Origin of the sequence: Streptomyces sp. NPDC000345 (genome assembly GCF_042898825.1) — a bacterium.
Taxonomy (GTDB): Bacteria; Actinomycetota; Actinomycetes; order Streptomycetales; family Streptomycetaceae; genus Streptomyces.
In genome coordinates, this window is record NZ_JBIAZE010000021.1 from 55,021 (window position 1) to 76,865 (window position 21,845).

The following is a 21,845-nucleotide window of genomic DNA, read 5'->3' on the forward strand; positions in this document are numbered from 1 at the left end:
ACGTACGTCCGCGGGGCGGGGCCCAGCACCACGTCCTGCACGGGAAGACGCACCTCATGTGAAGTGGACGCCGCCCGGCGCCGCCACCGCGGACACCGGGATCCGCGGCTGCGGCCTGCCCGCGCTCGGCGGGGGCTCGTGGCGCCGCGGATCGCTCACTGGCCGGTGACCACCGCCGCCTGGGGGCGGATCGGGAGGCGGTTGACGGGGCGGCCCGTGGCGGCGCGTACGGCGGAGGCGATGGCCGCCGGGGACGTCACCACCGGGACCGCGCTGGCCGCCTTCGCCCCGAAGGGGGCGACCACGTCGCGTTCCTCGACCAGTTTGACGATCCGGATGTCCGGGGCGTCGAGGGCCGTGGGGAGGGCGTAGCCGGTGAGGTCGGGGTGGCGGATCAGGCCGCGCGGGGTGCGCAGGTTCTCGGTGAGCGCGATGCCCACGCCCTGCGTCACGCCCGCCTCGATACGGGCGGCGAGCTGCGCCGGGTTGAGGACGCGGCCGACGTCCTGGGCGACCGCCAGCTCCACGACCCGCACCGAACCGATCTCGATGTCGACGTCCACGACCGCGCGGACCGCGCAGAAGGCGAGACCGACGAACGCGTCGCCCTGGCCGGAGCCGTCCAGCGGTTCGGTGGGGTGCGGGCGGCACTGGGCCGTCGCCCACAGCTCCTTGCCGTGCAGCTCCTCGGTGACCGTGGTCGACAGGACGCCGTCGTACGAGGTGATCTTGCCGTCGGTGATCTGGAGCAGCTCGGTGGACATGCCGAACTTGTGCGCGAGGGGCTGCAGCAGCTGGGTGCGGACCATCTTCGCCGCGCGTTCCACCGCGCCGCCCGAGACCCAGGTGTGGCGGCCGCGGCAGCCCGCGCCGGCCGGGGGCTGGTCGGTGTCCACGGGGGCCACGTGCACCTCGTCGACGCCCAGGGTCTCCTGGACGATCTGGCGGGCCAGCGTGGTGAAGCCCTGGCCGGTCTCCACCGCCGCGCACAGGACGGTCGCGACGCCGTCCTGGACCTTCACGGTCGCCGTGGAGACCTCGTCGGCACCCTCCGCGCCGAGCATGTGCACCATGCCGAGGCCGTAGCCGACGCCCCGGCGCACCGCGCCCGGTTCGCCGGCGCCCTCGGGTCCGCCGGGGAGGAGCCACTCCTCCTCGGGGGTGTCCTTGGGCAGCGGGGGCAGGGGGAACTCCTGGACGGCCTGGAGGAGTTCGGCGACCGGCGCCGGGCAGGTCACGCTCTGGCCGGTGGGCAGGACGTCGCCGGTGGCCATGACGTTGCGCATGCGCAGTTCGGCCGGGTCCAGGCCGAGCTTCTTGGCGAGCTTGTCCATCTGCGCCTCGTAGGCGGCGCAGACCTGCATGGCGCCCTCGCCGCGCACATGGCCGGACGGGGGGTTGTTGGTGCGTACGGCCCAGCCCTCGATGAAGGCGTTGGGGACGACGTAGGGGCCGCAGGCGAAGGAGACGGCGGCGGCGAGGGCCTCGGAGGAGGTGTCGGCGTACGCGCCCGCGTCCAGCAGGATCTGGGCCTCGACCTTGACCAGCCGGCCCTCGGCGTCGGCGTGGTGGCGGTAGCGCAGCAGGGTCGGGTGGCGGTGGGCGTGGCCGAGGAAGGACTCCTCGCGGGTCGCCGTGAGCTTCACCGGGCAGCCGGTCTTCAGGGCGAGCAGGCCGAGCGGGAGCTGGAAGCCCTGGTCCTCGCGGTCGGCCGTCGCGCCGGGCACACCGGTGACGACGATCTTCACCCGATCGGGGGACAGGCCGTAGACGGCGGCGGCCGTGTCGCGGTCGGCGTGCGGGTCGGTGGAGGCCAGGTAGAGCTCCACGCCGCCGTCGGGCCGGGGCACGGCGAGCCCGGCCTCGGCGCCGATGGGGGCCGGGTCGGCGCGGCCGATGCGGTACTGGCCCTCGACGACGATCTCGCCGGCGGCCGACGGGTCGCCGTGGTGCAGCGGGATGTGCCGGATCAGGTTGCCGTCGGGGTGCAGGGCGTTCGCCTCGAACGCCTGCTCGGGGTCGATCACCGGGTCGAGCACCTCGTACTCGACGATCACCGCCGCGGCGGCCATCCGCGCGGTGTCGGGGTGGTCGGCGGCGACGGCCGCGATGGGCTCGCCGTGGTGGCGGACCACCTCGGAGGCGAAGACGGGGCGGTCGGCCTTGCCGCGGCCGTGCACCGGGCTGCCGGGGACGTCCTCGTGGGTGACGACGGCGCGGACGCCGGGCATGTCGCGCGCGTGGGACGTGTCGATCGACACGATGCGCGCGTGCGGGTGCGGTGAGCGCAGCACGGCCGCCCACAGCAGGCCCTCGGCCCACAGGTCGGCCGCGTACGGGAAGGTGCCCTCGGTCTTCGCGCGGGCGTCGGCGGGCTGCAGCGAGGCGCCGAGGCCGTGCGGGATCGGCTCGGGGGCCGGGGCGGCCTCCGCGGTGGTCGTCGCGGTGGCTGCTTCGTTGGTCACGCCTGGCCTCCGTCCTGGCCCTGTCCGTACACCGGGTCGTGCGGGTGGGGCTGTGCCGGGTTCTCGAACGCCGACGGGTGGACGCCGCCGGCGCCCGGGCCCGCCTGGTGCGGGATACGTGCTTCGTCCCCGTCCGTCTCGGCCTCGGCGGCGGCCTGGGCCTCGCGCTCGGCCACGACGTCCTCGACGGCCCGCAGGACGCCCCGGTAGCCGGAGCAGCGGCACAGGTTGCCGCACAGGGCCTGACGGGCCTCCAGCTCGGTGGGCGCGGGGTTGCCCTCCAGCAGGTCGTGCAGGGTCATCGCCATGCCGGGCACGCAGAAGCCGCACTGCACCGCGCCGCACCGGGCGAGCGCCCGCTGCACGTCCGAGGGCTGTCCGTCGACGGCCAGGCCCTCGACGGTGCGGATCTCGCTGCCGGCGGTGGTGACGGAGGGGACCAGGCAGGAGGCGACGAGCCGCCCGTCGACCTGGACGTTGCAGGCCCCGCACTCACCCTGCGAGCAGCCGTCCTTGGCGCCGGCGAGGCCGAGGCGCTCGCGCAGGACGTAGAGCAGCGACTCGCCGATCCAGGCGTCGGTGACGGGCCGGTCGGAGCCGTTGACGCGCAGGACGTAGGAGGCGAGGGGGTGTTCCTCCGCGGGGGGCGGGGGGATCTCCTCGGGAGCCTGTGCGGTTCCCTCGGTGGCCGCCTCGGACTCCGCGCGTGCGGCGGCCGGGTCGTCGCCGTCCGCCTGCGCGGCGTCCGGCTCGTGTCCGGCAGGGGGCTCGGCGGGCCCGTGGGCGGCCTCAGCGGGCCCGTGGGCGTCTCCGGCTTCCCCGAGGGCCTCGACGGCCCCCACGGCCTCAGAGGCGTCTCCCACGGCCTCCGGGACGTCCGACGCCCCGGGCGGCGGGCCGGAGTGGTCGGAGGGGCCGGAGCGGTCTGAGGGGTCGGAGTGGTCCGACGGATCGTGCAGGTTCCCGGGGCGGGTCTCGGCGGGCGCCCCGCCGTGCGCGGGCGCGTGGCCGGTGCCGTGCGCCGAGGTGTGATCGACGCCGTACGGGGGCGTGTGGTCGTCACCGTGCCGGAGCGTGTGGTCGACGCCGTGCGGGGGCGTGTGGTCGACCCCGTGCCGGGGCGTGTGGCCGACGCCGTGCGCCGTCTCGTTCGCCATCCCGTACGCGGTCTCGTGCGCCGTGTCGTGCGCCGCGCCGGGCTCCGGCCGGTGCCCGAACGCGGGCCCCTCCGGCGCCGGCCGTCCGGCCGTGGGTGCGGGGTCCGCCGGGTGGCCGGTCTCCTGGACACCGGCGTGCGCGGCCTCGGCCGCGCCGGACTGCTCCGCCGACTGCGCCCAGGGCCGGCCCGCGCCGTTCGTGGCGCCGGGCGCCCAGGGCGCGGGCGCGCCGCCCGGCAGGGTGGCCGGCGGGGTGCCGCCCCACTGCTCGACCAGTGCCGACGTGGTGAACTCCCCGGACTCGTCGGGCAGGTCGCCGCCGGCGACCGGGATCGACCACTGGCCGGTCACGTCATGGCCCGGGGCGGGGGCGGACGGGCCGGCCGGATGGACCGTGCCGTCCGCGTTGTCGGTGAAGGCCCACTGGCCGGTCGAGCCCGGGTTGTACGTGAACCGGTCACCGCCGGAGGTCTCCGGCGGCAGCTGCGGGGCGGGCCACTCGGTGCCGCCCGCCGGAGCCGCCCAGGTGCCGGTGCCGTCCGCCGCGGGGGGCACCGCCGTTATCTGCGGCGGCACATAGCCGTGGCCCGGCGCGGCGAGCGGGGTGTCACCGGCCAGGAGGGCGTCGATGCCGCCCTCGGGGAGCTTGACGAAGGCGGTGGCGCCGTCGTCGTAGTCGCCCTGGGGCAGCGGGTCCCAGCGGCCGCCGCTCTGCGGCGGCGTGCCCTCTCCGTGCTGGTCGTCGGTCACGACAGCGCCCTCCCCAGTGCTCGTCGGGCCAGCGCGGCGACGGTGCGCCGCAGGTGCAGTACGGCGGGCGGAAGCTCGGGTACGGAACCGTCCACGCCCGGCGTCGGGTCCGGGATGCAGGCCGCGGCGACGTACTCGCCGAACGCGTTCAGCGCCTCGGGGACGATCGTACGGTTGTTGTCCCAGTCGATGAGCCGCGCGACCCACTGCTCGGCGTCGAGGGGCCGCAGCGGCATCGGCGCTATGGCGCCGACGGCGCACCGGACCCCGCGCCGGGCCGGGTCCAGGACCAGCGCGACCGAGGCGACGGCGCGGCCGGGTCCGGTGCGTCCGGTCGCCTTCAGGAAGACCTGCGGGGCGTGCAGCAGCGGCACGCGCACGTACCCGATGAGTTCACCGCCGCGCAGCATCTCCATGCCCGCCAGCAGGTGCGACACCGGGACCTCGCGGCGGGCTCCGCCCGGGCCCGCGACGATCAGGGTCGCCTCCAGCGCGGCCAGCACGGGCAGCGCGTCACCGGTGGGGGCCGCCGTGGCGATGTTGCCGCCCAGGGTGCCCGCGTTGCGGATGTGCGGCGGACCGGCGGCGCGCGAGGCGGCGGCGAGCGCCGGGATCAGGGCGGCGAAGTCGGGGCGGCCCATGCGCGCGTGCGTGAGCCCGGCGCCGAGCAGGGCGTGACCGTCCTGGTACTGCCAGCCGCGGATCTCACTGATCCGGCCGAGGCCGACCAGTCCGGCGGGCCGCAGCTGTCCCGAGTTGACGGCGGCCATCAGATCGGTGCCGCCGGCCACGGGCACGGCGGCGGGCATGGCCGCCAGGGCCGCCACCGCCTCGTCCAGCGTCGTGGGCAGCGTGACGGCCTGCGCCGCCTGCGGTGCGTGCGTGCTCAAAACCGGCTGCCCCTTCCCGCTGCCCCACCTGGTCCCACCTGTGTTGCCGTACGGTACGTGCTGACAGGGCGGACGTGGCAACTCTGGCACATGTTCGCCGCACCCGAAGACGGGGGTCCGACAGGAGGCATTCGCCCACCTCACCGAAGAGATGGTCCGTTTTCGTACGGCATCACCTGTGCGTGCGAATTGCCACTCTTCGGTGACGCTGCCGGGGTTTTCCCTGACGCGCCGCAGCCGTGACCCGCGACACCCGTGACGTGACCCGCGACACCCGTGACGTGCCGCGCGGCACACCGCGCCGGGACGCCTACCGGCTCGGGGGCGGGCCGTCGACCGGGCGCCCGAGGACACCGGGCCGCCGCTGCCACGGACGGGGTCCCCCCGGCGGGCGGTAGCCGACACCCAGGGCGTCGAGCCGCCCGTAGTGGGCCTCCATCCGCCGCTCGAAGCCGGCGAAGTCCCGCTCCGCGGGGACGGGCAGCGCACTCCAGGCGACCTCGGCGAAGGCGGCGAGCCGGGGGAAGGCCTGGTAGTCCACGCGCGCCTGGTCCTCCGTCACCTCGGTCCACAGGTTGGCCTGCGTGCCGAGCACGTGTGCCGTCTCCCCGGGCGTGAACTCCGCCGGAACGGGCTCGAACCGGTAGACGTCCTCCAGGGTGCGCACATAGCCGATGGGCACCGGCTCGTCGGGGCCGTCGTGCTGCCGGTGGTCGAGGTACACCTGCTGCTCGGGGCACATGACGACGTCGTGCCCCGCGCGCGCGGCGGCGATCCCGCCCGCGTAACCGCGCCAGGACGACACGGCCGCGCCCTCGGCGAGCCCGCCCTCCAGGATCTCGTCCCAGCCGATCAGCCGGCGCCCGCGCGCGGAGAGCCAGGTGTCGAAGTGCCGGACGAACCAGGACTGCAGGGCGTCCTCGTCCGCGAGCCCGAGTTCCCTGATCCGGGCCTGCGCGGCGGGCGACCGCCGCCACTGGTCCTTGGGACATTCGTCACCCCCGACGTGAATGAACGCCGAGAACTGAGCGGCGTCCGCGGGGAACAGGCCGAGGACTTCCTCGAACACCCCCTCGTAGAAGCGCAGGGTGTCGTCAGTGGGGGCGAGTACGTTCGGGTTGACGCCCCAGGTGTCCCAGACGGAGAGGCGGGTGGTGTCGACGACGTCGGTGTTGCCGAGTTCCGGATACGCGGCGATCGCGGCCTGCGAGTGGCCCGGTACGTCGATTTCGGGGACGACGGTGATATGCCGCTCGGCGGCGTACGCCACGATCTCCCGGATGTCGTCCTGGGTGTAGTGGCCACCGTGCGGCTTCTCGTCCCACAGCGGTGAGGTGCGATGGCCGAATTTCGTGCGGGCCCGCCAGGAGCCGACCTCGGTCAGCCGGGGGTGCCTCTTGATCTCGATCCGCCAGCCCTGGTCGTCCGTCAGATGAAAGTGGAAGACGTTCAGTTTGTGCGCGGCCATCAGGTCCAGATGGCGCAGGACCCCGTCCTTGGGCGTGAAGTGCCGGGCGACGTCGAGCATGAGGCCGCGCCAGCGGAACCGGGGACGGTCCTCGACGGTGACCTCCGGGAGGTCCCAGACGCGGCCGGGGCGCAGCGGGGCCCGCCGGAAGGCGTCCGGGCCGAGCAGTTGCCGGAAGGTCTGGGCGCCCCAGAAGACGCCGGCCGCGCTGCCGCCCTCGATCAGGCGGCCGGGGCCGTGGAGGGACAGGCGGTAGCCCTCCGGGGGCAGGCCGGGGTCGACGGCCAGCCGGAGGGGCCCCTCGCTGTCGCCGTGCTCCGGGAAGGGGAGGCCGGTCGCCGCGCCGACGGTGGTGCGCAGCCAGCGCGCGACGCCCTCGGTGCCGGGCCCCGCCTCCAGCCGGGTCCGGTCGTCCAGGCGGACCCGGCCGCCTTCGTTCCCGCCGATGCGCCATGGCGCCGGGATGAGATCCATCACGTCAGTCCTTCACCGCTCCGCCGAGGCCGACGGAGTCAAGTCGTCGCTGTGGGAGTACGAAGAACACGAGCACCGGAATCGTCGTCACCGTGGAGCGGGCGAGGTGTCGCTGAATGAGGAACGGCTCGGCGAACAGGAAGCCGTTGGGGGAGACGAAGGAAATGCACGCTCATGGTCACGAGACCCGGCAGGCCGAGCGGGAAAGGCTCCCCAAGGCCTCGGGACGCCTTTCCCGAAGGGGATCGTCAGTGCCTCCACGGGGACCGTCCGGGCCGCCGGGAACATGATCGGCAAAGGGGTCCGGAAGCGGAACCGGAATCGGGTCACGGCGGTCGCGGCGGGAAACGCGAACAGTTCTGAGGCGATCACCACCGCGCCCGCGACGACAAGGCCGTCGAGGAAGTGACGGCCGAATTCCTGCCGCCCGGACACGCGCCGTCGCCGGTCGCCGCACCGAGGCCGTACCGCGGGACGGGGAGCTTCATGGGCGAGCCTCCACCGGCGCGTCATTGCACCATGCGCAATGACGGTTTCGCTGTGCACAACACGGGGAGGAGGCTAGGGACTTCATGGACACGGCCACAAGAGGTCTCCACCACTTCGTGACCCCGGGACGCACTCCGGGCGACGCCGGGACACGGCAAAGGCCCCCGGGCGCGTGACACCGCGCGCCGGGGGCCTCGGAAGGCCTGCGGGCTACTTGCCGCCCTTGCCGCCCTTGTCGTCTCCGCCGCCCACGCCCATCGACTCGAAGATCTCCTTGCACATCGGGCACACGGGATACTTCTTCGGGTCGCGGCCGGGCACCCACACCTTGCCGCACAGCGCCACGACGGGCGTCCCGTCGAGGGCGCTCGCCATGATCTTGTCCTTCTGGACGTAGTGCGCGAAGCGCTCGTGGTCGCCGTCGCCGTGCGACACCTGCGGTGTCGGCTCTACGAGGGTCCCCGTACCGGTGCCGCGCTCGGGCTCAAGAGTGCTCATGCGCACAAGGGTACTGAAACGCACACGGATCAGTTGAGCGATGGGTCGTCCGGGTACGTCGCCACCATCGCGAGCTCGTTGCGCTGGCGGCGCAGCACCTCGCGCCAGAGTCTTTCCGGGGACGGGGACGACACGTCACCGGGTTCGGACTCCACGACGTACCAGGCGCCCTCCACCAGTTCGTCCTCCAGCTGGCCGGGGCCCCAGCCGGCGTATCCGGCGAAGATGCGCAGCGAGCCGAGGGCCGAGGCCAGCAGTTCCGGCGGCGCCTCGAGGTCCACCAGGCCGATCGCGCCGTGCACCCGGCGCCAGCCGAGCGGGCCGCGGTCGCCGGAGGAGTCGCCGGGGATCACCGCGACGCCCAGCGCGGAGTCGAGGGACACGGGACCGCCCTGGAAGACCACGCCCGGCTCCCCGGTGAGGTCGGCCCAGCCCTCCAGGATGTCGCCCACGCCGACGGGCGTCGGACGGTTGAGGACGACACCGAGGGAACCCTCCTCGTCGTGGTCGAGAAGGAGCACCACCGCGCGGTCGAAGTTCGGGTCCGCCAGGGCGGGAGTGGCCACGAGCAGCCGCCCTGTGAGCGAGGACACCTCGGTCATGCCAGACATGATCCCGCATCTTCCCGTGAAGTGGGGAGGCAATGCGGGCACCTGGGCGAGGGGCAGGTCGGGCGCACGGATGCGGTCCGGGCGCACGAACGGGGAAGCCGCCGCACGGTGACCCCATGTGCCCGCCGGGGAACCGTTCGTGTTGTGACACAGCTATGACCTTCCTGGGCGGCCCTCGGGCTTACGGGAGGGGCCCCGGTGGCGATTACCCTGTCTCCTCTGGCCCTTGCACCGATTGAGGCCCTGCCCCAGTCCACCACCCATGGAACGCGAGATACATGACCGTCAACGGCTCTGACGACGTACTGCTTGTCCACGGCGGAACCCCGCTCGAGGGCGAGATCCGTGTCCGCGGCGCGAAGAACCTCGTACCGAAGGCCATGGTCGCCGCCCTGCTGGGCAGTGAGCCGAGCCGGCTGCGCAACGTTCCGGACATCCGTGACGTGCGGGTCGTACGCGGTCTGCTGCAACTGCACGGGGTGACGGTCCGTCCGGGTGAGGAGCCGGGCGAGCTGGTGCTCGACCCGACCTACGTCGAAAGCGCGAACGTCGCCGACATCGACGCCCACGCGGGCTCCAGCCGTATCCCGATCCTGTTCTGCGGTCCGCTGCTGCACCGGCTCGGGCACGCGTTCATCCCGGGACTGGGCGGCTGCGACATCGGCGGCCGGCCGATCGACTTCCACTTCGACGTGCTGCGGCAGTTCGGCGCGAAGATCGAGAAGCGGGCGGACGGCCAGTACCTGGAGGCGCCGCAGCGGCTGCGCGGCACCAAGATCCGGCTGCCGTACCCGTCGGTCGGCGCGACCGAGCAGGTGCTGCTGACGGCCGTCCTCGCCGAGGGCGTCACCGAGCTGTCCAACGCGGCCGTCGAGCCGGAGATCGAGGACCTCATCTGCGTTCTGCAGAAGATGGGCGCGATCATCGCCATGGACACCGACCGCACCATCCGGATCACCGGTGTGGACAAGCTCGGCGGCTACAACCACCGCGCCCTGGCGGACCGTCTGGAGGCCGCCTCCTGGGCGTCCGCGGCGCTGGCGACCGAGGGCAACATCTACGTCCACGGCGCCCAGCAGCGGTCGATGATGACGTTCCTGAACACCTACCGGAAGGTGGGCGGTGCCTTCGAGATCGACGACGAGGGCATACGTTTCTGGCACCCCGGCGGCCAGCTGAAGTCCATCGCGCTGGAGACGGACGTGCACCCCGGCTTCCAGACCGACTGGCAGCAGCCGCTCGTGGTGGCGCTGACGCAGGCCACGGGCCTGTCCATCGTCCACGAGACGGTCTACGAGTCCCGGCTGGGCTTCACCTCGGCGCTGAACCAGATGGGCGCCCACATCCAGCTCTACCGCGAGTGCCTGGGCGGCTCCGACTGCCGCTTCGGCCAGCGCAACTTCCTGCACTCCGCGGTCGTCTCCGGCCCCACCAAGCTCCAGGGCGCCGACCTGGTCATCCCCGACCTGCGCGGCGGCTTCTCGTACCTGATCGCGGCTCTCGCGGCCCAGGGCACGTCCCGGGTCCACGGCATCGACCTGATCAACCGCGGCTACGAGAACTTCATGGAGAAGCTGATGGAGCTGGGCGCGAAGGTCGAGCTGCCGGGCAAGGCGCTCGGCTAGGACGCGTCGATCCGCCGGGCCGGTGAGCACCGGCCCGGCGGGCGGGCGGGCGAGGCCGTTCGCACCCCGCGACCACGAGGGGGCGGCACCCGGAAAGACCGGGTGCCGCCCCCTTCGCACTGCCCGAGCGTCCTACACCCTCGCACGAGGTGTGGACGGCGGGGTCACTTGCCCTTGGCCGCTTCCTTGAGCTTCGAGCCCGCGGAGACCTTCACGCTGTAGCCGGCCGGGATCTGGATCGGGTCGCCGGTCTGCGGGTTGCGCGCGGTGCGAGCGGCACGGTGGGTGCGCTCGAAGGTCAGGAAGCCGGGGATGGTGACCTTCTCGTCGCCCTTGGAGACGATGTCGCCGACGACCTCGGCGAACGCGGCCAGCACGGCGTCGGCGTCCTTGCGAGTCACCTCGGCGCGGTCGGCCAGCGCGGCCACCAGCTCACTGCGGTTCATGTTGTTACTCCCGTGTTCTTCTTGCCGTTGCGGCGTGCCACGCGGCGGAGCCGCATGTTCGGCACAGCGAAAAAGTCGATGTGCACGCGCCCAGAGACGCATCCTGCCCCCACCTGCGGCGGGAAAGCCAATCCGGCACCCGCAGGAGTCGTGAGAACACCCTTGGGAGTCACACGAAGAGAGCCTGAGCCCGGCGGACACGATAGGACGCACCACTGACAGCGGGTTTCGCGACGCGCCGATACGGGAACCGTGGCGGTTCTCACAGTCCCCGCACAGTGCGCCTCACAGGTTACGACGCCGACGCGCCGGCCGCCTTCGCCGCGTCCCGCACCGCGCCCGCCACGGCGCCGGCGACCTTGTCGTTGAAGACGCTCGGGATGATGTAGTTCGCGTTCAGCTCGTCCTCGCTCACGACGTCCGCCAGCGCCTTCGCGGCCGCGAGCATCATGTCGGTGTTGACCGTGCGGGACTGGGCGTCCAGCAGGCCGCGGAAGACACCCGGGAAGACCAGCACGTTGTTGATCTGGTTCGGGAAGTCGGAGCGGCCGGTGGCCACCACGGCGGCCGTCTGGCGGGCGACCGCCGGGTCCACCTCGGGGTCCGGGTTCGCGAGCGCGAACACGATCGCGCCCTCGGCCATGGCGGCCACGTCGTCGCCGTCGAGGACGTTCGGGGCGGAGACGCCGATGAAGACGTCCGCGCCGCGCACGGCCTCCTTCAGGGTGCCGGTGAGGCCCTCGGGGTTGGTGTTGTCGGCGATCCAGCGCAGCGCGGAGTCGGGAGCGGCGTCGACCAGGTCCTCGCGGCCGGCGTGCACGACGCCGTGGATGTCGGCGACGACGGCGTTCTTCACGCCCGCCGCGAGCAGCAGCTTGAGGATGGCCGTACCGGCGGCGCCGGCGCCGGACATGACCACGCGGACGTTCTCCATGCCCTTGCCGACGACGCGCAGCGCGTTGGTCAGGGAGGCCAGCACCACGATGGCGGTGCCGTGCTGGTCGTCGTGGAAGACGGGGATGTCGAGGGCCTCGCGCAGCCGCGCCTCGATCTCGAAGCAGCGCGGGGCGGAGATGTCCTCGAGGTTGATGCCGGCGAAGCCCGGGGCGATGGCCTTGACGATCTCGACGATCGCGTCGGTGTCCTGGGTGTCCAGGCAGATCGGCCAGGCGTCGATGCCGGCGAACCGCTTGAAGAGGGCCGCCTTGCCCTCCATGACCGGCAGGGCGGCCTTGGGGCCGATGTTGCCGAGGCCCAGCACGGCGGAGCCGTCCGTCACGACCGCAACGGAGTTGCGCTTGATGGTGAGGCGGCGGGCGTCCTCGGGGTTCTCGGCGATCGCCATGCAGACCCGGGCCACGCCGGGCGTGTAGACCATGGAGAGGTCGTCACGGTTGCGGATGGGGTGCTTGGACTGCATCTCGATCTTGCCGCCGAGGTGCATCAGGAACGTACGGTCGGAGACCTTGCCGAGCGTGACGCCCTCGATCTGGCGGAGCTGCTCGACGATCTCGTCGGCGTGCGCGGTCGAGGTGGCCGCGATGGTGACGTCGATGCGGAGCTTCTCGTGGCCCGAGGCGGTGACGTCGAGGCCGGTCACCGAGCCTCCGTGGGACTCGACGGCCGTGGTGAGCTGGGAGACCGCGGTTCCGCTCGCGGGCACCTCCAGCCGGACCGTCATCGAGTAGGAGACGCTGGGCGCCGTTGCCATGGCCGACTTCCTCTGCACTGCTGGGTCGCGGGTTTGCCGTCCGATCGTCGCACCTACCGACGAGTACGTGAAAGCCGCACCGGATTGCGATCGTTTTGTTCTCCGGGACCGCGAACGCGAAGAGACCCACGTCACAACGGACGTGGGTCTCTTCGTACGTTCATGACACCGGCCCGCCATGCTCGCCTCGCGGCAAGTGGTCGCTCGTAGCGACGAAGGTTGGGCCCGGGGGCTTGGATCGAGCCGGTGTCACACCCAGGCTAACAAACGGAAGCCCGAAGACCATTCCCGTCCGGAACAGTTCACAGGAATCAGTCCCGCAGCAGGTCCGGAACCCCGTGCGCGTCCGGCTCGTCCCGGTCCCCCGAGACCACCGTGAGCTGCTGCGTGGCCCGGGTCAGGGCCACGTACAGCACGCGCAGACCGGCCGGGGACTCGTCGGCGATCTCCGCGGGCGAGACGACGACCGTGGCGTCGTACTCCAGGCCCTTGGCCTCCAGGCTGCCGAGCGCGACGACACGGTCGCCCAGCCCGGCGAGCCAGCGGCGGGCCTCCTCGCGGCGCTGCATCGCGACGACGACGCCGACGGTGCCGTCGACCCGCTCCAGGAGGCGGTCGGCCTCGGCGCGGACGGTGGCGGCCAGGCCGTCCTCCGCGGCCGCGCCGCGTCTGGTGTCCGCCGCCACGAAACGCGGTACGACCCCGGTGGAGCGGACCGCCGAGGGGGACTCGGCGCCGGGCATGGCGAGGGCCAGCACCTTGGCCGCCAGCTCCGCGATCTCGGCCGGGTTGCGGTAGTTCACGGTGAGCTGGAAGCGGCGGCGCGGGCGGGTGCCGAGGGCCTCGTCGCGGGCCTCGGCCGCCTCGTCGGGGTCGGACCAGGAGGACTGGGCCGGGTCGCCGACGACCGTCCAGGTGGCGTGCCGGCCGCGGCGGCCGACCATGCGCCACTGCATCGGCGTGAGGTCCTGGGCCTCGTCGACGATGACGTGCGCGTACTCGACCCGTTCGGCGGCCAGCCGCTCGGCGCGCTCGCGCTGCGACTCCTCGCGCACCGGCATCAGCTCCTCCAGGCCGGTGAGCTGGTCCAGCGGGTCGAGTTCGCGCTTCTTCCGGGGGCGGGCCGGGGTGCCGAGGATCGCCTGGAGCTCGTCGAGCAGGGCGATGTCGTGCACCGAGTGGCCGTCCCGCTTCAGTGAGCGGGCGACCTTGCGGACCTCGCCGGGGTTCAGGATCCGGCGGGCCCAGCGGCCCAGCCGCCGCTCGTCGGCCATCGCCGCGAGGACGGCCCGCGGTGTCAGCTCGGGCCACCAGGCGTCGAGGAACGCGATGAAGCTGTCCTCGCCGGTGACGTCCTCGTCGAAGGAGGAGCGCAGTTCGGCGGCGAGCTCGGGGTCGGTGTGCCGGCCCGCGGCGCCGGAGCGCTCCCACAGGGCGTCCAGCAGCAGCTTGCGGGCGCGGGGGCGCAGCAGGTTGACGGGGGCGGTGCCGCCGAGGGCGCTCTGGCGGATCCGCTCCAGGTCCGGGGGCTCCAGCTCCAGGCGCCGCCCGAAGGCGACGACCCGCAGCCGGCCGGGCGGTCCGGCGGGGGCGGTCTCCCCGGTGTCGGTGTCCTCGTCGCCGAGGGTGAGCTGTCCGGCAGGGGCGGCGCGGCGCCGCCCGGCGGTGTCCCGGGCCGCGCCGCCCGGTCCCAGCTCAAGGGCCCCGCGAGCGGCCTTGCGCAGCACCTTCAGCATCCGGTACGACCCCTTGGCGCGGGCCACCGACGGGGAGTCGTAGAGGGTGGCCTCCACGCCGTCGACGAGGGAGCCGATGGCGCGGATGGCGACCTGGCCCTCCTCGCCGAGGGAGGGGAGCACGCCCTCGGTGTACGCGACCAGCAGCGGGGTGGGCGAGACGATGAGGATGCCGCCCGCGTAGCGCCGCCGGTCCTGGTAGAGGAGGTAGGCGGCCCGGTGCAGGGCGACGGCGGTCTTGCCGGTGCCGGGTCCGCCCTCGACGTACGTCACGGAGGCGGCGGGAGCGCGGATGACCAGGTCCTGCTCGGCCTGGATGGAGGCGACGATGTCCCGCATGGTGTGGCTGCGGGCCTGGCCGAGTGCGGCCATCAGGGCGCCGTCGCCGATGACGGGCAGCTTTTCGCCGTCCAGGTACGCCTTCAGCTCGGGACGCATCAGGTCGTCCTCGACGCCGAGGACGCGCCGTCCCTTGGAGCGGATGACCCGGCGCCGGACGACCCGGCCGGGGTCGACCGGGGTCGAGCGGTAGAACGGAGCGGCGGCGGGCGCCCGCCAGTCGATGACCAGCGGCGCGTAGTCGGAGTCCAGCACGCCGATCCGGCCGATGTGGAGGGTCTCGGCGATGTCGGCCGTGTTGTCCCCGCGCACGGCGCCCTCGGCGGGCTCGACGGCGGTGTAGGCGCCGTCGGGGCCCTTCTTGCCGTCCTTGCCGAGCAGCAGGTCGATGCGGCCGAACAGGAAGTCCTCGAACTCGTTGTTGAGCCGGTTGAGGTGGACGCCGGCCCGGAAGACCTGGGCGTCTCGCTCGGCGAGGGCGCCGGGTGTGCCGACCTGGCCTCGCTTGGCGGCGTCGTTCATGAGGAACTCCGCCTCGTGGATCTTCTCCTCCAGGCGCCGGTAGACCCGGTCGAGGTGTTCCTGTTCGACGCTGATCTCGCGGTCCCGGACCGAGTCCGTTGCGGCGCTGACCGCGGATTCCTGCTGAGCCTGAGCGGCCACCGGGCCCCCTTCTGACGTGCTGGGCAGCCGTCAACCGTACGCGAAGGGGACCCCGGGAAGCGAGGGGCCTGCCCGGACGAGCCGGGCAGGCCCTGAGCGAGTGCGCGGGAGGGTGCCTACGCGTCGACCTGGACGAGCTTCTTGCCGTCGAAGGTCATGACCTCGAAGTGGTCGATCTCGTTCGGCTTGAAGGCCGCGCCGCCCACCACGTAGAGGGGGTTCTTGGCCTGCTCGGTCTTGGCGTCGGGGAGGCCGTAGCCCCACTCGGGGACGGACCAGGAGGAGACCGTCTCGCGCTTGCCGTCCTTGCCGACGGCGATGAGCGAGCACTTCTCCGGACCGGCCACGTTCTTCAGCTCGACGCCGACCTCGGTGCCCCACGCCTTCTCGCCCATGGCGACGGTCGCGGTGACCTTGCTCGAGGAGTCGGTGGCGGAGACCTTGTCGGAGAGCGTCTCGAAGGTGCTCTTGGCGGGGTTGGTGGTGCTGGTGCTGCTCGCCACCGGTGCCTTGCCGCCGTCGTCGCCGCCGGTCGCGGCCATGACGCCCACGGGGCCGCCGATGATCAGCGCCGCCGCGGCCGCCACGAGGTAGAAGGAGCGGCGGCGCTTCTGGGCGCGGCGCTCGGACACCTCGTCGACCAGCCGTTCCACGAGGCGCGGGCTGGGACGGGCGGAGAGGGAGTCGCCGATCGCGGGTGTCCCGGAGCCCGGCAGGTCCGCGAGCGCGGCCAGCATCGGCTCCATCCCGGCGAGTTCGTCGAGTTGCTGGGCGCACCACTCGCACCCGGCGAGGTGCGCCTCGAAGGCGGTCGCCTCGGCGTCGTCGAGGATGCCGAGGGCGTAGGCGCCGACGGTCTCGTGTTCGCTCGGGCTCGGAGATCCCACAGATCCCTGCATGGGGCCAGACATACCCGGCCCACCCGCTCCGAACCCCCCGTAAATGCTCATCACGCCGTCACCCCCCGCTCCTCCAGAGCCAGCTTCATCGACCGCAGGGCATAGAAGACCCGTGAGCGGACGGTGCCGCTGGGTATACCCAGCGTCTCGGCCGCCTCATTGACGGTACGCCCCTTGAAGTACGTCTCGACGAGCACCTCCCGGTGGGCCGGGGTCAGGTCGTCGAGCGCATCGGACAGCGTCATCAGCCACAGCGCCTTGTCGATCTCGTCCTCCGCGGGGATGACCTCCAGCGGCGACGGGTCGACCTCCTGCGGCCGGGCCTGCCGGCTGCGGTGGCCGTCGATGACGATGCGACGCGCGACCGTCACCAGCCAGGGGCGTACCGAACCGGTCGCTCGATTGAGCTGGCCGGCGTTCTTCCAGGCACGGATGAGTGTCTCCTGCACTACGTCCTCGGCACGCTGCCGGTCTCCGGCAACCAGGCGCAGGACATACGCAAGCAGGGGTCCGGCATGCTCCCGATACAGAGCACGCATCAGCTCCTCGTCAGGTTCCGAGGGCTGGGACATGCGATGTCGGGCCCTCGATCCACGTTCATTGGCCACGGCCGCATCCTTGCGCACGCCCACCTCCGGTGTCCGGGGGTTCCCCCAGTCGGTCGCTCGACGAGGGGTACGGACCACGGGTGTTGCGTGTTCAAACCGGGGAGACAGATTTCTTCGGGGTGTCATGACGAGGGGGACATGGCGGCACATTCCCACCGCTTCTTCTTCACATTTTCGCCACACTGACAAGAAGGCGCGGGCTGCCCTTGCTCAGGCATGAGCAAACATGATGTTGTCGAAATCACTTCGACAATTTCCCGACGGGCCGCTGTGCAATTCCTGTCAGCTCATCAGAGATGACGTATACCGGGCAGTTGGGCCCGGGCGAGCGCGGCGCGCCGGCGGTGCCGTGCGACCCGTTCCCGGTTCCCGCAGACCTCGCTCGAACACCAACGCCTGCGCCGGCCCCGGGAGGTGTCGACGTACACGATCGGGCAGTTGTCCCCCTCACACTGCCTCAGCCCCGACCGCGCCCCGGGATCCGTGAGCAGCTCCACGGCGTCCCGCGCGACGACGGCCAGCAGCGCGGCGCACTCCGGCGGACCGTCCAACTCCCTTACGAGGGTGCCGTCCTCCTCGCGTCCGGCGCGGGGGACGGGCGGCGCGGCGCGCGCGGCCTCGTTGAGCCGGGCGAGGTCGACGTCGTACGGACCGGGGTGGCTGCGGGCCAGCCAGCCCCGCACCAACCGGTCGACGACGGACCGCAGTTCGCGGAAGGCCGCCGGCCACGAGGGGTCGGCGTGGGTCAGCGCGGTGCCCGGCGGGACGAGTCCGGCACCGCGGATCCACGCGCACAACGGCGCGACACCGACGAGGTGTTCGTGGGGATGACTGGTCGCGAGGAGGTCGAGACAACTGCGTCCGGCGTCGAACCGCAGCTCGTAGGGGTCCGTGGCCGTGCCCAGTGCCATGCGCCACCGCCTGCGTCGGAGCGTTCCTGAGGAAACCGTCGCTCTCACAGTGCCCCGGGAGCCGCCCCGACCGGAACCCCTCCTTCGTCAGGCGGCCCCGGCCCGGCTCACGCGTCCGCGTACTTGGTGTCGGCGGCGGGGTCCAGCGCCAGCCGGTAACCGCGCTTGACCACCGTCTGGATCAGTTTCGGGGCGCCCAGGGCGGTGCGCAGACGGGCCATCGCCGTCTCGACGGCGTGCTCGTCGCGGCCCGAACCGGGAAGCGCGCGCAGCAGGTCGGCCCGGGGGACGACCCAGCCCGGCCGCCGCGACAGCGCCCGCAGCAGCGACATCCCCGCCGGCGGAACCGGCTTCAGACACCCGTCCACCAGCACCGCGTGCCCCCGGATCTCCACCCGGTGCCCCGCGATCGGCAGCGCCCGCGCCCGCCCCGGCAGCTCCTGGCACAGCAACTGCACCAGCGGCCCGAGCCGGAAGCGCTCCGGCTGGACGGTGTCCACGCCCCGCGCCTGCAGGGGCAGCGCGGTGACCGGGCCGACACAGGCCGGCAGCACGTCGTGGTGGAGCGCGGCGAGCAGCTCGGGCAGCAGGCCCCGCTCCTCCGCGCGGGAGAACAGCGACGCGGCGGCCGGCGCGCTGGTGAAGGTGATCGCGTCGAGGCCGCGTGAGACGGCCGCGTCGAGGAGCCGGTCGAGCGGCGCGATGTCCTCGGGCGGCATCCACCGGTACACCGGCACGCCCACGACCTCCGCTCCCGCGGCCCGCAGCGCCTCCACGAACCCGGGCAGCGGCTCACCGTGCAGCTGGACGGCGATCCGGCGCCCGTCGACACCCTCCTCCAGGAGCCGGTCGAGCACCTCGGCCATGGACTCGGACGACGGCGACCAGTCCTCCGTCAGACCGGCGGCACGGATGGAGCCCTTGACCTTGGGGCCGCGGGCGAGCAGTTCCACCTCACCGAGCCGGGCGAGCAGCGTCTCGCCGAGCCCCCACCCCTCGGCCGCCTCGACCCAGCCCCGGAAACCGATCGCGGTCGTCGCGACGACCACGTCCGGGGCCCGGTCGATGAGGTCCTCGGTCGCGGCGAGCAGTTCGCCGTCGTCGGCGAGCGGCACGATCCGCAGGGCGGGCGCGTGCAGCACCGTCGCGCCGCGCCGCTGGAGCAGCGCGCCGAGCTCCTCGGCCCGGCGCGCGGCCGTCACGCCCACGGTGAAGCCCGCCAGGGGCCCGTGTTCCACGGAACCCGGGCTGGTGGCGTCCGGTCGCTGCTGTTCCTCGTACATAACTCTCGTCCCGCACTCGAGTCGCCCTGCTCTTACATGCCGCCGAGCCTGTCAACGGTGCGTGACAGGCTCGGTTCGGCTTCATGTCCGTGGTGTTACCGATGGCCGGGTCCTGGCCGGGCGCCGGGGGCGACCAGCGGTTTCCGGCCGAGGGTCCGGGGGTCGCCCCCCGGATCGGCACAGCGTCACACCTCGGCGTAGCTGAGCTGCGGCTTCGCCTCGGAGGACGGGCTGGACGCGGTGACCCGGCCCGCCGGGCGGCGAAGGTATACGGCCCAGGTGACCGCGAAGCAGACCGCGTAGAAGGCGAGGAAGGCGACGAACGCGCCGGTGCCGGAGCCGTAGGAGAGGAAGGACTGACGGAAGGCCAGGTTGATGCCGACGCCGCCGAGCGCGCCGACCGCGCCGATGAGTCCCATGGAGGCACCGGACAGGCGGCGGCCGTAGGCGGCGGCCTCCTCGCCCTGAAGACCCTTCGCGACGGCCTTGGCCTGGAAGATGCCGGGGATCATCTTGTACGTCGACCCGTTGCCGAGGCCGGTGAGGACGAACAGCACCACGAAGACGGCGACGAAGAGCGGCAGCGACTTCTGCATGCTGGCGAAGACCAGGACGGCGGTGGCGGCGGCCATGCCCACGTAGTTGTAGAGGGTGATCCGCGCGCCGCCGTACTTGTCGGCCAGCCAGCCGCCCAGCGGACGGATCAGCGAGCCGAGCAGCGGGCCGATGAAGGTGAGGTAGGCCGCCTGCAGGGGCGTACGGCCGAACTGGTTCGTCAGCACCTGGCCGAAGGCGAAGCTGTAGCCGATGAACGAGCCGAAGGTGCCGACGTAGAGGAAGGACATGATCCAGGTGTGGGCGTCCTTCGCGGAGTCGATCGCGGCGCCGGTGTCGTTCTTCACGGACGACAGGTTGTCCATGTACAGGGCGGCGAGGGTCGCGGCGATCACGATCAGCGGGATGTAGATCCCGAGCAGGACGCGCGGGCCGCCGCTGGCGCCGATGACGGCGAGGCCGACCAGCTGCAGGACCGGCACACCGATGTTGCCGCCGCCCGCGTTCAGACCGAGCGCCCACCCCTTCTTGCGGAGCGGGAAGAAGGCGTTGATGTTGGTCATGGAGGAGGCGAAGTTGCCGCCGCCGATGCCCGCGATCAGGCCGACGAGCAGGAAGGTGCCGAAGGAGGTCCCCGGCTCCATCACCATGAACGCGGCGACCGTGGGGATCAGCAGCAGGCCGGCGGAGACGATCGTCCAGTTCCGGCCGCCGAAGATCGCGACGGCGAAGGTGTACGGCACCCGGACGACCGCGCCGACCAGCGTCACCATGGACGTCAGCAGGAACTTGTCGGCCGGGGTGAGGCCGTACTCCGGGCCCATGAAGAGCACCAGCACGGACCACATCGTCCAGATCGAGAAGCCGATGTGCTCGGAGAGGACGGAGAAGAGGAGGTTCCGGCGGGCGATCTTCTCGCCCTTCTCGTTCCAGAACGTCTCGTTCTCCGGGTCCCACTCCTCGATCCAGCGGCTCCCCTTCTTCGCGGGGGACGGGGGTGCGGGGGCTGTACTCGGGGCTGTCATGACGCCTCCACGTGCTCCGGGCTCGGGTGGTTCGGGGTGATGAGCGGTGATGAGTCCCGAAGGTAGGGAGGGCGCGTTTCCGGTCCTGTGGCTGTCGGTGACCGGAAGGGAACGTTGCTCTCACCTCCGGCGGAGGCCGGGTGAGAGGTTTTGGGCAGAGGTGTGCGGGCCGTCCGGCCGGCCCGAGGGGTCCGGCCGGGGCGTTGCGGCCCGGGGGCCGCCGGTCCGTCCGTCCGGCCACAGCCGGGGCCGGCGCCCGGCGGCCAGGTCCTCCGCCCAGCCGAGACACAGGACGCAGAGCGCGGTGAGGAGCCAGACGCCGGGCAGCTGCGGCCAGGGGCTCTCCAGCAGCCAGGGGGCGTTCTCCTCCAGCCACACGAGATTCCACAGGTGGTCCCACAGCGCCTCCACCAACGCGATGCACACGTTGTGCCAGAGGTAGACCGTCACGGCACGGGAGTTGAGGAGGGTGACCACCCGGTCCCAGCGGCGCAGCGGGCGGGGCCATGCGGACCAGGACGGTGGAGGCGACGCTGCTGCGGCCGGGGCTGACACGGCGGGCGAGTACGGCGCCGAGGACGGCCGTATGAGAAAGGGCCCGCACCCGGGTGGGTGCGGGCCCTTCTCGCGGTCAGGGCTGTTCGACCAGGTACCGGACCCTGTCCACGACGAACTCGCCGTAGTGCAGGGCCGCTCCGATGGCTTCCATCCTCTGGTACCGGCCAGGAGACAGCGTCGCGCCCGGGGCGTTCTCCACGGCCCTCAGCAGCACCCGGAACGCCAGGTCCGGGGTGCCGCCGCGGGCGCAGTCGACGAGTGCCTCGCGCACCTCGGCGGCCAGGAACTCCGCCCGCTCGATCTCGGAGACGACCGCGTCCCGCTGGGACCAGCCGTCCTCCGTGTCGGCGCCGGTGAGCGGGCGGACGTCCGCCCGCGCGGACAGCCTGGCGTCACACAGCCCGACGACCGTGCGGGTCCACTCGGCTCCCGTGGTCTCGGTGAAACCCGGCATGTACTGCGCTCCGGCGGTCCACAGCACCTCGAGCGTCTCCGAGGGCAGTTGGCCGGCGAGGGTCCGGGCGTCCCGGAGGACCGCCAGGACCTCCTCGTCGCTCTCCTCCGCCAGGTGTTTCGCCACGACGTCGGCGGCCGTGGGCCCGTCGTGGGTCCAGTCCTGGTGGAAGAACCCCATCACCCACGGGACTCCGAAACCGAACTCGGTGAATCGCCGCACCGCGCGTC

The 21,845-nt window shown here is 72.6% G+C and carries 17 protein-coding genes and 1 pseudogene; 1 reads left to right on the plus strand and 17 read right to left on the minus strand.

All coding sequences use genetic code 11. From position 1 onward, the window contains the following. Positions 1-155: 155 nt before the first annotated feature. From ACFY30_RS35525 to ACFY30_RS35555, 7 genes and pseudogenes are all read right to left on the minus strand, one after another. Positions 156-2,465, minus strand: coding sequence for a xanthine dehydrogenase family protein molybdopterin-binding subunit (locus ACFY30_RS35525; RefSeq protein WP_390849258.1), 2,310 nt, complete (start codon positions 2,463-2,465; stop codon positions 156-158). Further along, the gene (locus ACFY30_RS35530) at positions 2,462-4,372 is read right to left on the minus strand and encodes a 2Fe-2S iron-sulfur cluster-binding protein (RefSeq protein ID WP_390849259.1); all 1,911 of its coding nucleotides are present in this window, start codon (positions 4,370-4,372) and stop codon (positions 2,462-2,464) included. The genes ACFY30_RS35525 and ACFY30_RS35530 overlap by 4 nt, the downstream gene beginning before the upstream one ends. After that, positions 4,369-5,262, minus strand: coding sequence for an FAD binding domain-containing protein (locus ACFY30_RS35535; RefSeq protein ID WP_390849261.1), 894 nt, complete (start codon positions 5,260-5,262; stop codon positions 4,369-4,371). The genes ACFY30_RS35530 and ACFY30_RS35535 overlap by 4 nt, the downstream gene beginning before the upstream one ends. Positions 5,263-5,572: 310 nt before the next feature. Continuing rightward, a complete protein-coding gene (locus ACFY30_RS35540) occupies positions 5,573-7,204 on the minus strand; it encodes a beta-N-acetylhexosaminidase (protein ID WP_390849262.1) in 1,632 nt (543 codons plus the stop codon). 4 nt (positions 7,205-7,208) lie between these two features. Then, a pseudogene (locus ACFY30_RS35545) lies at positions 7,209-7,717 on the minus strand (hypothetical protein). A 186-nt stretch (positions 7,718-7,903) separates the two neighbouring features. Beyond that, entirely contained in the window at positions 7,904-8,191 is a 288-nt protein-coding gene (locus tag ACFY30_RS35550) for a DUF3039 domain-containing protein (protein ID WP_390821655.1), read from the minus strand. Positions 8,192-8,220: 29 nt separating this feature from the next. Next, positions 8,221-8,793, minus strand: a complete 573-nt coding sequence (locus tag ACFY30_RS35555; RefSeq protein WP_133914983.1) for a YqgE/AlgH family protein — start codon at positions 8,791-8,793, stop codon at positions 8,221-8,223. Between the two features lie 287 nt (positions 8,794-9,080). Between ACFY30_RS35555 and murA the strand changes: the two genes are divergently transcribed. Then, positions 9,081-10,427: a UDP-N-acetylglucosamine 1-carboxyvinyltransferase gene (murA, locus tag ACFY30_RS35560; RefSeq protein ID WP_352343798.1), complete on the plus strand. Its 1,347-nt coding sequence runs from the start codon at positions 9,081-9,083 to the stop codon at positions 10,425-10,427. 164 nt (positions 10,428-10,591) lie between these two features. Here the strand turns inward: murA and ACFY30_RS35565 are convergent, their stop codons facing one another. The 10 genes from ACFY30_RS35565 to ACFY30_RS35610 all read right to left on the minus strand — a co-directional run bounded on the left by ACFY30_RS35565 (position 10,592) and on the right by ACFY30_RS35610 (position 21,837). Next, positions 10,592-10,873, minus strand: coding sequence for an HU family DNA-binding protein (locus tag ACFY30_RS35565; RefSeq protein WP_004000874.1), 282 nt, complete (start codon positions 10,871-10,873; stop codon positions 10,592-10,594). Between the two features lie 292 nt (positions 10,874-11,165). Beyond that, complete coding sequence (locus ACFY30_RS35570) at positions 11,166-12,584, minus strand: NAD-dependent malic enzyme (protein WP_390849263.1); 1,419 nt, start codon at positions 12,582-12,584, stop codon at positions 11,166-11,168. 311 nt (positions 12,585-12,895) lie between these two features. Next, on the minus strand, positions 12,896-15,322 hold the full coding sequence (locus tag ACFY30_RS35575; protein ID WP_390849264.1) for a HelD family protein: 2,427 nt from the start codon (positions 15,320-15,322) through the stop codon (positions 12,896-12,898). 116 nt (positions 15,323-15,438) lie between these two features. Then, complete coding sequence (locus ACFY30_RS35580; protein ID WP_390849265.1) at positions 15,439-16,221, minus strand: anti-sigma factor family protein; 783 nt, start codon at positions 16,219-16,221, stop codon at positions 15,439-15,441. Between the two features lie 50 nt (positions 16,222-16,271). Further along, on the minus strand, positions 16,272-16,793 hold the full coding sequence (locus tag ACFY30_RS35585; protein WP_010039908.1) for a sigma-70 family RNA polymerase sigma factor: 522 nt from the start codon (positions 16,791-16,793) through the stop codon (positions 16,272-16,274). 326 nt (positions 16,794-17,119) lie between these two features. Then, positions 17,120-17,740 (minus strand): CGNR zinc finger domain-containing protein, encoded by a 621-nt coding sequence (locus tag ACFY30_RS35590; RefSeq protein ID WP_390849266.1) that lies wholly within the window; start codon positions 17,738-17,740, stop codon positions 17,120-17,122. A gap of 107 nt (positions 17,741-17,847) precedes the next feature. After that, a complete protein-coding gene (locus ACFY30_RS35595; protein ID WP_390849267.1) occupies positions 17,848-19,023 on the minus strand; it encodes a uroporphyrinogen-III synthase in 1,176 nt (391 codons plus the stop codon). Between the two features lie 185 nt (positions 19,024-19,208). After that, positions 19,209-20,603, minus strand: a complete 1,395-nt coding sequence (locus tag ACFY30_RS35600) for a nitrate/nitrite transporter (protein WP_390849268.1) — start codon at positions 20,601-20,603, stop codon at positions 19,209-19,211. Positions 20,604-20,723: 120 nt separating this feature from the next. Further along, entirely contained in the window at positions 20,724-21,158 is a 435-nt protein-coding gene (locus ACFY30_RS35605) for a hypothetical protein (protein WP_390849269.1), read from the minus strand. Between the two features lie 76 nt (positions 21,159-21,234). After that, complete coding sequence (locus ACFY30_RS35610; protein ID WP_390849270.1) at positions 21,235-21,837, minus strand: contact-dependent growth inhibition system immunity protein; 603 nt, start codon at positions 21,835-21,837, stop codon at positions 21,235-21,237. Positions 21,838-21,845: the final 8 nt, after the last annotated feature.